This window comes from Geitlerinema sp. PCC 9228, from assembly GCF_001870905.1.
Classification (GTDB): Bacteria; Cyanobacteriota; Cyanobacteriia; order Cyanobacteriales; family PCC-9228; genus PCC-9228.
The window spans coordinates 21,721-33,483 of sequence record NZ_LNDC01000174.1 but is presented as its reverse complement, the minus strand read 5'-3'; the positions used below and the strand labels follow the sequence as shown (position 1 = coordinate 33,483).

Below are 11,763 nucleotides of genomic sequence, written 5' to 3'. Positions count from 1 at the left end.
CAAAGTCAAAGCTGAGTCTATTCTGGTCATTACGGCAAGAGGACATGGATGTCGTCAAATGATGGTCATGGACAAATATGGTTTCCCCCGCGCTGGATATCAGCCCAAAAATCCTCCCAAAGAGTGGAAAACGGGAGATATTATTGTCCGTGTGGTCAAAGGCAAGCACCAAGGTCTTCGTTCGGCAAGGATCAAAACAGTCAGGTCTAAAGGCAGCTTTAGCCTGAGTAATGGAAAGATAGTCAGTGTCTCCCGTAATCACATCCAGCCAATCTTTAAGAAAGATGGCTACGACTATCAAGTCAATAAAAGTTAATTATTGTCCAGTAAACAACCTATTAGGAAGTAGCAGTACAAGCAGTGAGTGTATCGAAACCGACGCCCCTTTGGCAAAATTCAACAACTGCCGATCGCCCGTTGGTGGACGATCCGGACTTGGCACGTCTGTTTCGCGGAGTGACGGAAGTATTTCCCCACAATCGCGATGCGGACGATCCCAATGAAAATATTATCCAACGTTTGCAGCAAAGCGATCGCCCTTTGCGTGTCAAGTTGGGAATCGACCCCACGGGTTCGGACATTCATTTGGGACACAGCATTCCTTTTCGCAAGCTTCGGGCTTTCCAAGATGCCGGCCATATAGCCGTGTTGATTATTGGCGATTTTACCGCCCGCATTGGCGACCCCACGGGCAAATCGGAGGTCCGCCGCCAACTAACGGCGGAGGAGGTTGACCGCCACGCTGCTAAGTTCCTCGATCAGGTACGTCCGATTTTGGATTTCGACACGCCAGGACGTTTGGAAATTCGCTACAACTCTGAGTGGCTTTCCCAGTTGGATTTGGCGAAAATTCTGGCGTTGCTGGCGCGGATGACGGTGGGACAAATGCTGGCTAAGGAAGGATTTGCCGAACGCTACGAGAAAGAAACGCCGATTTACCTGCACGAGTTTCTTTACCCCCTCATGCAGGGATACGACTCGGTGGCGGTGCAGGCTGATGTGGAACTGGGGGGGACCGACCAGAAGTTTAATTTGGGTGTGGGACGCGATTTACAGCGCTATTTTGGCCTATCTCCCCAGTTTGGTGTCCTTACCCCCATTTTAATTGGTACCGATGGGGTACAGAAAATGTCTAAGTCGTTGAACAATTATGTGGGGTTGACGGAAGATGCTCTGAGCATGTATTCCAAGTTGGAAAAGGTCCCGGATAATTTGGTAATGGAGTATTTTGAGCTGCTCACGGAGTTGCCTCTGGACGATTTGCCGGACAATCCCCGGGAACGCCAAAAATTGCTGGCTTGGGATATTGTACGCCAGTACCACGGGCAACGGGCGGCGACGGAGGCACAAAAAGCAGCGATCGCGTTTACTAAAGGCAGCGGTACTCAAACCGAGGCCATTCCGGAATTTTCCCTCGCCCAGGTAAATTTTCCGGCAAAATTGTTCTACATTCTTAATACCAGCGATCTGTGTGCCAGCAGTTCGGAAGCCAGACGCCAAATCAAAGGTGGGGCAGTAAAGCTGGACGGCGAAAAAATTACTGATGAGAATGTAGCCTACGAGACGCCCGCAGAACTGAGCGGTAAGGTCTTGCAGGTGGGTAAGAAAAAATTTGTGCGTTTGGTGGATGGCGAAACATGACGAACAATGGCTTGGTCCAACCCACTTGGCTGGAAAAAAAAGAACATCGGATTATTGTGCCTTTGGATGTTTCCACCTTCACCGAAGCGGTGGCTTGGTTGGATAGGTTGCCCCAGGTGAGGTTTTGGAAGGTGGGATTGGAATTGTTTGTCAGCACTGGTGGCGATATTGTTGGGGAATTGCAAAAGCGGGAAAAACGGATTTTCCTGGATTTAAAATTCCATGATATCCCCAATACCATGGCGGGGGCTTGCCGTGCTGCTGCTCGCTATGGGGTGGATTTGCTCACCGTACATGCAACGGCAGGAAGGCGAGCGTTACAAGCAGCTACCGAGGCGGTGGAAAGTGCGGCGATAACTTCCCAAACGCCGGCCACCAAGCTGTTGGGAGTGACGTTGCTAACCAGCGTTAATTCCCGGGATTTGGCGTTCGATCTCAAGGTTCCGGTAGAGCTTTCGGAATACGTGCTGCAAATGGCGGTTTTGAGCTGGGAGTCGGGACTGGCTGGGGTGGTTTGCTCGGCGAAGGAAGCTGCTCACCTGCGTCGCGTTTGCGGGAACGATTTTATTTTGGTTTGTCCGGGCATTCGTCCGGCATGGGCGGAACGTCGCGACCAACAACGGGCGATGACTCCTACGGAGGCTTTTGCGGCGGGGGCGGATTATTTGGTGATTGGGCGTCCCATTACGGAGGCAAAGAACCCGGAAGATGCTTGGCAGCGTATTTGTGCGGAAATTCCTTAATACGGTAAAAATTGTATTGCTGCCTTGGTGGGTGGTGTTAGGTCTCTGGTGGGGGATACCGGTTGCTGCCCAGCCAGAGTCCCCAAATGGCTGCCCCGAGGAGCTGGCACCTTTGTGGGCAAAATTCTTGACAGATTTACCAAATTATGCTAATCGAGTGCTGTATCGATCGCGTTCGGGCGATCGCGAGGGGGGTTCCCATTACATTTTGACCGCAGGCAAGCCGGAGTTTGACCCTTTGCCCCTCCCCTCTCCCCAGTCCGATTTAGCAGATACGCGCACCAGGGGCACTGAAGAGGTACGTCAAGTTTTTTTTACCACCTTGGAACGTCAATATCGAAACGGGCGATCGCGACGCTTGCAGCAGTACCACTGGGCATTTTTAGCGCCCACCTCCAACGGCTGGCGGTTGATTGTCATGTTTTCCCGTACCGGTGGCCTGTCCCAGGAATCCTCCAATTTAACACCAGTTCGCAACACCAGCCACAGTGCGATCGCCGAAGCGATTCGCCTTTGGTTGCGCGATCGTTGCCGCTACTAGCTTTCTGCGGTTTCGCCAATTGCTTGTAGGTGGTCTAGCTTTTCCCGTACCGCTTGAATATCCTGCCACATCAGCCATTTGGGTTTACCTTTTTCCCGGGAAGGATGGCGCAGCAAATAAGCCGGGTGAAAAATAGGCATGCACAAACGTCCTTCCCACTGCATCCACTGACCGCGAATTTTGGTAATCCCCCGCTTGTCACCGATGACCCCTTTCACCGCTGTGGCACCCGCCAGCAAGATAACTTTTGGGTCTACCAAGCGAATTTGCTCCAGCAAGTAAGGCTTGCAAGCATTCATTTCTGTTGTGGAGGGAACTCGATTGTTGGGCGGTCGGCATTTCACCACGTTGCAAATATAAACATCCCGATGGCAATCGAGCTGTACGGAAGCTAAAATTTTATCCAACAGCTGTCCGGATTTGCCCACAAAAGGCAATCCCTGTTCGTCCTCCTGCTGTCCGGGACCTTCTCCCACAATCATCAAGGAAGCTTGGGGATTCCCCCGTTCGATGACCACTTGGGTGCGATGGCTGCCCAACTCGCAGCGGTGGCACTGCCGGCAGTGGTCGGTGAGTGCTTCCAGATTGGCGTAGGTACCGGCGGGAATGGGGACGTTGGCATCGGTGGGAATCAATTCCCGGGAAACGCTATCGGTATGGGCGGAAACTTCAGAAGAAGGGGCGTTAAATAAGTTCAGCTGGTCGTCGCTAGACATGAGTCTTGCCAAAGCTCTTAGGGGTTTAGTATATCAAATCCCACGGTAATATCGCGCCTATTCGGGGGAAAATCTCGCTATGATTGTATTGTAGGCAAGGCTACTTTCGTTTTTTCCGTTCGTGGCTCTTGAGGTGATCCAACATGCCCCAACTTATAACTTTTGTACTAATTGTGGTTTACGCTGGCGGTATTTGGAAGTTTTGGAAAGGATTTCGCCGGACCAACTTCAATACAACGCTATCCAATCGGATTGTATTGTCGGCTTTTTGGCCGGTTTTGCTGGTGGCCAATAAGTCTTACCGCCAAAACTTTAACAAAGCTCTCAAAGGATAAATCCGATCGCTTCCCAATTTCCTAGGTTGAAGGCGATCGCCCCCTCAATGTTTTCGATGGATACAAAGGGCGATCGCTATTTTTTGGGTTTTCAGGAAGCCTCGGGCGAGGGAGAGGGAGGCGATGGTTTTCCCAAATGAAATTGTAAAATGGGACCACTACGCGCCAAACGCAGTTTGAGGCCATCGAGAACAGTCATTTTGTCGATGGGTTTCTCATCGACAAAGGTACCGTTGGCACTTAAATTCACAATTTCCCAGTGCAACCCTTGGCGTCGTACCTCTAAATGGTGACGCGAGACCACTGCACTGTAAAGCACCACGTGGTTTTCGGCTGCCCTGCCAATGGAGATGGTTGGCTGGCGGGAACGAAACGTCCAACTTTTGATGGGCACCGATTGCAAAATGGGATTGACTAGGGTAATGATAATTTCATTGCCTCCGTAAGGTTCCAAGTTAACCTCTCCATTTGCTGATGAGTGAGTAACGAAATTTAAGCAAGTTGAAACAGGAACGTTACCAAATCTCCCTTCCCCAAAGCAATGCGATCGCCGCTACGCAAGCGATGTCGGTTCCCCGGCTGCAGGGGTAAGTTATTGATATAGGTACCATTGGTACTGCCCACATCTTCTACATAAAATGCATCCCCTTCCTGACGGATATCAATATGGCTGCGGGAAACCACTTCGGCGTTGGGAAATCCCGACAGGTCGATATCCGGTGGTATGCGGTCGTTGGGTTTGCCCACGTGAATCACCGGCAAGTGGGCGGGCAGTTCGATAGTGGTGTCGGTTTGCACGTGCAGTAGGGAAGCTTGCTGGGTTTGCAGCTGCGTGGCTTGGGGGGTAGCGGCAGGGGCAGGCGTGGGTGCTGGCGTAGGCGTTTGGGAACCTGTTTCGGCACCTACTTCCGAGGTTTCTTCCACTTCCGGCGGTGCCACGGTGGGGGTGGGGATTTGCGGGGATGCTTCGGCGGCTGCTTCGGATTCTTCGGTCTCGGTATTTTGGTTTTGGTTGCCGCTGAGGTCGTAGCCGCACTGACCGCAAAAGCTGGCGTCGCTTTGCACGGTGGCACCGCAGCTAGGGCAGCTGACCATTTGTGGCAGCTCACTCAGGCAGGCTTCGCATTGTATCGCCCAGTCGGGATTTTGATGGTTACAGTTCGGACAAACAATCATAAGCTTCGGGATTTTGCAACTCCACAATAAAAATAATGGTACGGATTAAGATTGCAGGGGGGCACCAGCGGCAACGTCGAGCAACCACCACAGTTCTCCTTGGGGTTGGATGAATTTGGCAGGATAGGTTTGGGGGTCGGCGGTTTGGGAAAAGACTTGCTCGATGGCGTTTTGTTTGCCACTACCGGCAACCAGAAAAAGAACGCAACGGGCATTGTTAATAGCGGGAATGGTAAAGGTAATCCGGGGCGATCCGTCTTTGTTGCCCACTGCGATCGCGCGATCGCATACCTGAAGGGCTTCGGTATGGGGGAATAAAGAAGCGGTATGCCCGTCATCGCCCATCCCCTGTAGCATAATATCTAAAACCGGCATGGTGCCCGGTGACAGTTGAAAAAATTGCTGCAATTGCTGTTCGTACCGTTGGGCGTCTTGTTGCGGATTGCCACTGTCAGTGGGGGTGGGATGGATATTTTCTGCCGGGATGGCTACGCGGTTCAGCCAAGCATCTCTAGCGAGTTTTTCGTTGCTGTCGGGATGGTGGCTGGGAACGTAGCGTTCGTCGCCCCAAAATACATGAATTTTCTCCCACGGCAGGTTTTGTGCTGCGATCGCTTCGTAAAGCGGTCTGGGGGTGCTGCCCCCGGAGAGGGCGATTGTGCAAATCCCCCTTTCCCGAACCGACTGCTGGATTTTCTCCACCATCAGCTCTAGCGATCGCTGAATCAGAGCGGTTTGATCTGCGAGAATTTCCACTTTTGGCTGCATAGATGATTGACAAATAACAAAAAATATGCTATGAAATCGGAGATGTTATCCAACAATTCTTTATTGTGGGCAATTAGCTCGAACGAGCCCAAGCCGCGTTATAAATCTTTTCATTGGTCTTCGCCGACTGCATTAAATCTACCACTGGATGGGGATAATCCACCCCCAAACCCACGCCAAAATGTTTTTGTTCGGTCGGTGATAGCTGCCAGGGTTGGTGAACTTTCGCTGCTGGCACCGCCGCCAACTCCGGCAACCAGTGTTTCACGTAGCGACCTTGGGGGTCGTATTTCGATGCTTGCTTGAGAATGTGGAAAAATCGAAATCCCCGGGCATCGTTGCCCACGCCAGCAGTATAGTTCCAATTTCCCCAATTGCTGCAAACATCGTAGTCCACCAGCAGCGATTCAAACCATTCTGCTCCCATTCTCCAATCAATCCCCAAATTTTTGGTTAAGAAACTGGCAACATTTTGACGACCGCGGTTAGACATATACCCAGTAGCAGCAATTTCCCGCATGTTCGCATCCACCAGGGGAAATCCCGTCTTCCCTTGCTGCCAAAGTGCAAATTTTTCCCAATCCTGTTGCCAAGGCAGCGACAATCCCCGCAAACCAGAAGGATAAAAAATCCGATTTCCGTGTTTGAGGGCAATCAATCGAAAATAATCCCGCCACAGCAACTCAAACACCAACCAATAGGTAGAATCGTTTTTTGCCCTACTGGCTTCGTATTCGCTGACTTGCTGGCAAACGTAGCGACCGGAAAGACATCCCAAAGCCAGCCATGGAGAAAATTTAGAAGAATAATTTGCTCCCAGCATGCCATTGCGGGTTTGCTTGTAGCGTCGCAAACAATCCTGCTGCCAAATATAGTCTGTAACTCTTGCCAGGGCAGCTGTTTCCCCGCCAGTGAATGTTAAAACGCCGCGACTATCGGTTTCTGGTTCTTGCAAGCCTAAATTTTCTAGGGTTGGCAGGGGAGAAGATTCTATATTTGCTGGCAAAGGTGGTAGCGTCGTAGGGGTAGGTAGGGGCAATTCGATGCTGGCGTTGGCTTCTACTTGCTGGCGAAACTGGGTAAATGTTTCTGGTAAGTCTGCTACGGCAAAGGGGAACTGATTCCGATCGTGAAGTGTATGGCACCAAAAAGAACGACAAGTTACGTTAATTTGGGCTAAAGTTTTTTGCAAGGCTTGTTCCACTTGCACTTCTTCAGCGGTAACTTCCTGGTGGAAATAAACGGCACTTGCTTGCACTCGCTTGGCAAGTTGGGCAATGGCGGTTTCTGGATAATCGTAAAACACCAGCAAATTGCTGCGGCGTTGTTGTAGCGATCGCTGCAAATCGGCTATACTTTCTAACAAAAATTTCCCCCGAAAAGCCCCCGTTTTGGGAAAGCCAAAAGCTGTAGTACCAAACTGACGCGGATCGAAGCAATAAACAGGAATCACGGGAGATTGAGTTTGCAAAGCCGCCTGCAAAGCCGAATGGTCGTGCAATCGCAGGTCATTACGATACCACAAGAGAATCGGTGCCGCTGCCATAGATGTTTTCTCCAAATCGTTCTTTCCCTGTCCATATTGTAAATTTTTATAAAGCTTCTCGTTGCTAGGGATTTGTGCAAGGCTGGTTGAGAGCCATTAGAATTTAAAAAAAAACCAATGGATGCTATAGCAAGCTAGGATTAACCATATGCTGGTATCGACCAAAGACCTATTAGAAACTGCCCAACGCCACGGGTATGCCGTTGGTGCGTTTAACATGTACAATTTTGAAGGTGTGGAAGCTGTGGTGCGAGCGGCAGAACAGTTGCAAAGCCCTGCCATGCTACAAATGCACCCGAAAGTTTTGTCTTACGGCAAACAACCGTTGGTCGCTTTATTTTTAGAAGCTGCCCGTAGTGCTAGCGTTCCCATTGCGGTGCATTTAGACCACAGTAGCGATCGCAATGACATCCGCATGGCGTTGGAGGCGGGGATGAACTCGGTTCTTGCCGATGGTTCCCACCACCCCTACCAGGAAAATTTGACTTTTACCCGAGAAATGACCCAGCTGGCACACAGTTACGGTGCCGCGGTAGAAGCGGAAATCGGTCGCATTAGCGGTACGGAAGATGGGCTAACGGTATCGGAAAAAGAAGCCAAAATGACCGATCCGCAACAAGCCGGCGAGTTCGTTCGCGCAACCCAAGTGGATTGCTTGGCGGTGACCATTGGCAACGTACATGGGAAATATCGTAGCGAACCCCATTTGGATTTCGATCGCTTGCAAAAAATTCGCGATGCTGTATCTTTACCTTTGGTATTGCACGGTGCCAGCGGTTTGCCGGCAGAGATGATTGCTCGTTCGATCGAACTGGGCGTGTGCAAGTTTAACGTGAATACGGAAGTGCGGCAGGCATATATGGATGTGTTGCGATCGCTTTCCGAACAACCAGAAGCGGATTTAACCGATACCATGGAAGAGGCAATGGCCGCCATGGAAGCCGTGATTGCTGCCAAAATGCGGTTGTTTGGTAGCGACGGCAAAGCGAAACTGCACGCACAAGCTTCTACCCCTGCTGCCGCTACCTAAATGCTGGAAACGCTCATGGGCTGTTTTGCCGCCAAGGTACGGAATATCTATCGTTGGGGGCTTCCAGTTGAATCCATCCCCGACGGATGCCCCAGTTGATGCGTTGGATAGCTCGGATTTCTTCTTCGCTGAGGGCTAAGTAGGAAACCGACCGCAACAGTTGGTAGTAAAGCGGTAGGGGCAGTTTGCCTGTGTGGATGGCATGGGAGTAGACGCTGCTGATGGCGTTGGGAAGGAAGGCGAGCAAAGTCTTAGACATTTTGGTTCTCTAGAACCCGATATTATTTATTGTGACAAGGATTCCCTCCAACGTTGGCGATCGCTGCACCTTACCAATGCGATCGCCGACATTTTTGTCAGCGATTTCGATCGTTGTTTAAAATTTTATACGATTGTATAATAGAAACTTCGCAAATAATGGCCAATTGAATTTAAGGTTTGTGAAGTTTCTATTCGCCAATTTCATAAACTCAACCGGCGTTTTTGGGCTGCTTGCCGAAAAGATAGCGCGTATTGTTGGTGACCGCCAGGGAAAACAATGTTAAGTTGTAAAGGATCGTTCGTATCGCGGCGATCGCCCGGACCTTCCACCACATACCAAGTTTGCTGGGTATCTGGTTCTAACCGCAAAGGTTTGCGATTTTTCACTTCACCGCCGCTGCTGTCTACATAAACCACAACATTCCCAGTTTGACCTTGCTTGCCAATATCTTGCACCAATTGCAAAAAATTGCGATCGCTGCCACCGCGACGCACCACCCAGCGGTCGTTTTCCCAAGTAAGCTGGCTGGTAACCGTATCGCCAACTCCCACCATCACCGGCATAAGTTTTGGATCGAAATGTTCCGTTACCGCTTGCAAAAGTTCTGCATGACTTTTCGGTGCCGTGCGGGCGTTAAAATCTTTCCCTAGGGGATAGTGACCGGTATGCAAAAAATAGTAGTAGTTTAAAATCACCAACACCCCCGCCTCTTTCATGGCACCACGCAGCATAAACTGAAAATCCGTGGTTCCCGAATCGCTATCGGTAGCTGGCTGCAAAATCTCATTACCTTGGGCATCTTTCCCCAAATTGGGGGCATAATGTACGAAAAACGAATCCCCCAAACCCCAGCGGGAGGCCTCTTGCAATAGCTCTACCATCAATTGTTGCATATCTTGTTGCAATGCCGCGTAAATTTCGGGATGGGCATGCAACCGATCGAAAGCGGTATTGAGATTGGCTGTTGGCGAAGCCACATGATCCAACACGCAAGCATCCACGCATTGTTCGATTTCTGCTGCCGATAAAATTTCCTGGTGTTTCTGCAAAAACTGCCGCAAGCGGGTCGCCATGGTTTGGGGAATGGTTTGTAAAAACTGCCATTCCGCATCGCTGACCCCAGGATGGGAAAGATGGCCAAAACGATCCTGCCATTGTATGCCGCCTGCTGCCAATCCCGGTAGGTACCACCCTTGTTGTTTCACTTCGCTGGCATAGCCAAAGGCTTTTTCTACGATGCCGTTAACGCCTCGCTTACCCACATGTTCGCCGTTGGTGAGTACAAAAAAATGGTTGTCGAAGGCGGTGGTGGCTTTGACGTAGTCGCAGTCGATGGTTCTTTGCAAGGGATCGCGAACCAACTCCATACAAACCCCATCCAAATCTTGAATGAGGAGCAAATTTTCTGTATTGGCAAGGAGGTTTACAAATTCTGCATGTCTGAGGGAAAGGGAATCTTGGTGTAGGGGTACGGAATGGGAGGCAGTCATAAGAAATGGTTTGGTGCGGAAGCGGTTGGCAATTCAATTTTTCAGGTAAAACGATATTGTATAGCATTGGCTGGCGGTATGCAAATTTTTGGTATATTTTTGGGGCAGTTGTGGAGGTTTTATAGTAGCGATCGCGCAGTAAGTTAAGAACCACAAAGACACTAAGACCATGATTTTCTAAGACAAATCAAATGGCAAGCGAAGCAGTTGATTCCTTTCAGATTATATCGATTTTTTTTCGATAAAGAAGTAGGGAATTTTTATAGAAACAATATTTTTTGGGGGGGGTCCCAATTTTCCTGGTAGGAGAACTTCGCGAAGCGTCCTTATTTTCTACAAGGGCAATTGGCAAATCTCAGACAATCGTTGTTTTGCCGCGATGGGATTTTACAATTTGGCTTGCCGGCTCGCGATCGCTACATTTTTAGATACAATGTTGGGCTAGTGTTCTTAGCGAACTTGTACCCATTAGAGAGGTTGTCATAATGGATATTGGGCAGCTATTTTTATATCTTCTGCTAGTAGCGATTTCCACAGGGGTAGTCTGGAAGGGGAGCTTTATCTTGGAAGACTCTGCCGATCGCTTGTCGGCTTTTTACCAGCTACCGCCCATCGTGCAAGGTGCAATTATTGCTGCTGTGGGGTCTAGTTTTCCGGAACTATCCAGTACTGTCCTCGCTACGCTTTTGCACGGTAAGTTTGAGTTAGGAATTGCTGCCATTGTTGGTTCGGCGATTTTTAATATCTTAGTGATTCCGGGGATTGCTGGTTTGGTGAGCGGCGATTTAAAAGTCGATCGCTTTTTGGTTTATAAAGATGCCCAATTTTACATCACCAGCGTAACAGTTTTGCTGCTGGCTTTTGCATTTGCCGTCATTTACAATCCTGTAGAAGGTGTTCCGTTGCAGGGAAACCTCAATCGCCCCTTGGCTTTGATACCGATAACTTTGTACGGATTGTACCTGTTTTTGCAACAACAGGATACCAAAGAAGCCAAAAAAGAATCGTTGCCGCCGGAGGTTGAAATTCGCGTAATTTGGGAATGGTTGCGTTTGCTGTTTAGTTTGGGGTTGATTGTGGTGAGCGTGGAAGGGTTGGTCACAGCGGCTATTGGCTTGGGAGAAATTTTAAAAACCCCTAGCTTTTTGTGGGGATTAACCACCATCGCGATCGCTACAAGTTTACCCGATACGTTTGTGAGTGTCAAAGCTGCCCGGGAGGGCAGAAGCACGATCGGTTTGGCAAATGTGTTGGGCAGCAATATTTTCGATTTGTTGGTCGCCATTCCCGTTGGGGTTTTGATTGCTGGGGCTTCTACGGTGAATTTTGCGGTGGCTGCCCCGATGATGGCGGTTCTCACCCTGGCGACCATTATCTTATTTGCTATGTTGCGGACGAAGTTTTTTCTCTCGCCAGTGGAGTGCTGGATTTTGCTAGGATTGTACGTAGTATTTATTGTTTGGATGGTGTTAGAAACGGTCGGCATTACCAATGTTGTAAATTTCTAAAATAGAG

13 protein-coding genes and 1 pseudogene are annotated in these 11,763 nt (G+C 49.8%); 7 read left to right on the top strand and 7 right to left on the bottom strand.

Annotated features, from left to right (window positions below):
- From AS151_RS18530 to AS151_RS18515, 4 genes and pseudogenes are all read left to right on the top strand, one after another.
- A pseudogene (locus AS151_RS18530) lies at positions 1-316 on the top strand (HNH endonuclease); the annotation flags it as partial.
- Positions 317-417: 101 nt separating this feature from the next.
- Positions 418-1,641, top strand: coding sequence for a tyrosine--tRNA ligase (gene tyrS, locus AS151_RS18525; RefSeq protein WP_139240769.1), 1,224 nt, complete (start codon positions 418-420; stop codon positions 1,639-1,641).
- On the top strand, positions 1,638-2,384 hold the full coding sequence (gene pyrF / locus AS151_RS18520; protein ID WP_071518554.1) for an orotidine-5'-phosphate decarboxylase: 747 nt from the start codon (positions 1,638-1,640) through the stop codon (positions 2,382-2,384). Before tyrS ends, pyrF begins: the two co-directional genes overlap by 4 nt.
- Positions 2,350-2,925: a hypothetical protein gene (locus AS151_RS18515; protein WP_084639736.1), complete on the top strand. Its 576-nt coding sequence runs from the start codon at positions 2,350-2,352 to the stop codon at positions 2,923-2,925. Before pyrF ends, AS151_RS18515 begins: the two co-directional genes overlap by 35 nt.
- Here the strand turns inward: AS151_RS18515 and AS151_RS18510 are convergent.
- Positions 2,922-3,641: a uracil-DNA glycosylase gene (locus tag AS151_RS18510; RefSeq protein WP_071518553.1), complete on the bottom strand. Its 720-nt coding sequence runs from the start codon at positions 3,639-3,641 to the stop codon at positions 2,922-2,924. The genes AS151_RS18515 and AS151_RS18510 overlap by 4 nt on opposite strands.
- A gap of 143 nt (positions 3,642-3,784) precedes the next feature.
- Here AS151_RS18510 and AS151_RS18505 point away from each other — a divergent pair, with 143 nt between their 5' ends.
- Positions 3,785-3,976, top strand: coding sequence for a hypothetical protein (locus AS151_RS18505; protein WP_071518552.1), 192 nt, complete (start codon positions 3,785-3,787; stop codon positions 3,974-3,976).
- Positions 3,977-4,067: 91 nt separating this feature from the next.
- On the opposite strand, the gene AS151_RS18500 is transcribed toward AS151_RS18505, so the two are convergent.
- The 4 genes from AS151_RS18500 to AS151_RS18485 form a co-directional block, all read right to left on the bottom strand.
- Positions 4,068-4,430: an FHA domain-containing protein gene (locus AS151_RS18500; protein ID WP_244533080.1), complete on the bottom strand. Its 363-nt coding sequence runs from the start codon at positions 4,428-4,430 to the stop codon at positions 4,068-4,070.
- Positions 4,431-4,468: 38 nt separating this feature from the next.
- Entirely contained in the window at positions 4,469-5,152 is a 684-nt protein-coding gene (locus AS151_RS18495) for an FHA domain-containing protein (RefSeq protein WP_071518551.1), read from the bottom strand.
- Positions 5,153-5,197: 45 nt separating this feature from the next.
- The gene (gene pgl / locus AS151_RS18490) at positions 5,198-5,920 is read right to left on the bottom strand and encodes a 6-phosphogluconolactonase (protein ID WP_071518550.1); all 723 of its coding nucleotides are present in this window, start codon (positions 5,918-5,920) and stop codon (positions 5,198-5,200) included.
- A gap of 73 nt (positions 5,921-5,993) precedes the next feature.
- On the bottom strand, positions 5,994-7,466 hold the full coding sequence (locus tag AS151_RS18485) for a DASH family cryptochrome (protein WP_071518549.1): 1,473 nt from the start codon (positions 7,464-7,466) through the stop codon (positions 5,994-5,996).
- A gap of 148 nt (positions 7,467-7,614) precedes the next feature.
- On the opposite strand from AS151_RS18485, the gene AS151_RS18480 reads away from it, so the two are divergent.
- The gene (locus AS151_RS18480) at positions 7,615-8,496 is read left to right on the top strand and encodes a class II fructose-bisphosphate aldolase (protein WP_071518548.1); all 882 of its coding nucleotides are present in this window, start codon (positions 7,615-7,617) and stop codon (positions 8,494-8,496) included.
- Positions 8,497-8,509: 13 nt separating this feature from the next.
- Here AS151_RS18480 and AS151_RS18475 read toward each other — a convergent pair whose 3' ends face one another.
- Positions 8,510-8,755, bottom strand: a complete 246-nt coding sequence (locus tag AS151_RS18475; protein ID WP_071518547.1) for a hypothetical protein — start codon at positions 8,753-8,755, stop codon at positions 8,510-8,512.
- A gap of 203 nt (positions 8,756-8,958) precedes the next feature.
- Positions 8,959-10,248, bottom strand: a complete 1,290-nt coding sequence (stpA, locus tag AS151_RS18470; RefSeq protein WP_071518546.1) for a glucosylglycerol 3-phosphatase — start codon at positions 10,246-10,248, stop codon at positions 8,959-8,961.
- A gap of 485 nt (positions 10,249-10,733) precedes the next feature.
- On the opposite strand from stpA, the gene AS151_RS18465 reads away from it, so the two are divergent.
- The gene (locus AS151_RS18465) at positions 10,734-11,756 is read left to right on the top strand and encodes a sodium:calcium antiporter (RefSeq protein WP_071518545.1); all 1,023 of its coding nucleotides are present in this window, start codon (positions 10,734-10,736) and stop codon (positions 11,754-11,756) included.
- Positions 11,757-11,763: the final 7 nt, after the last annotated feature.

Bases quoted from the DNA above. Each gene is read 5' to 3' on its own strand.
- pyrF (WP_071518554.1), top strand. From the start codon at position 1,638: ATGACGAACAATGGCTTGGTCCAACCCACTTGGCTGGAAAAAAAAGAA.
- AS151_RS18515 (WP_084639736.1), top strand. From the start codon at position 2,350: ATGCTTGGCAGCGTATTTGTGCGGAAATTCCTTAATACGGTAAAAATT.
- AS151_RS18510 (WP_071518553.1), bottom strand. From the start codon at position 3,641: ATGTCTAGCGACGACCAGCTGAACTTATTTAACGCCCCTTCTTCTGAA.
- AS151_RS18505 (WP_071518552.1), top strand. From the start codon at position 3,785: ATGCCCCAACTTATAACTTTTGTACTAATTGTGGTTTACGCTGGCGGT.
- AS151_RS18495 (WP_071518551.1), bottom strand. From the start codon at position 5,152: ATGATTGTTTGTCCGAACTGTAACCATCAAAATCCCGACTGGGCGATA.
- pgl (WP_071518550.1), bottom strand. From the start codon at position 5,920: ATGCAGCCAAAAGTGGAAATTCTCGCAGATCAAACCGCTCTGATTCAG.
- AS151_RS18485 (WP_071518549.1), bottom strand. From the start codon at position 7,466: ATGGCAGCGGCACCGATTCTCTTGTGGTATCGTAATGACCTGCGATTG.
- AS151_RS18480 (WP_071518548.1), top strand. From the start codon at position 7,615: ATGCTGGTATCGACCAAAGACCTATTAGAAACTGCCCAACGCCACGGG.
- AS151_RS18475 (WP_071518547.1), bottom strand. From the start codon at position 8,755: ATGTCTAAGACTTTGCTCGCCTTCCTTCCCAACGCCATCAGCAGCGTC.
- stpA (WP_071518546.1), bottom strand. From the start codon at position 10,248: ATGACTGCCTCCCATTCCGTACCCCTACACCAAGATTCCCTTTCCCTC.
- AS151_RS18465 (WP_071518545.1), top strand. From the start codon at position 10,734: ATGGATATTGGGCAGCTATTTTTATATCTTCTGCTAGTAGCGATTTCC.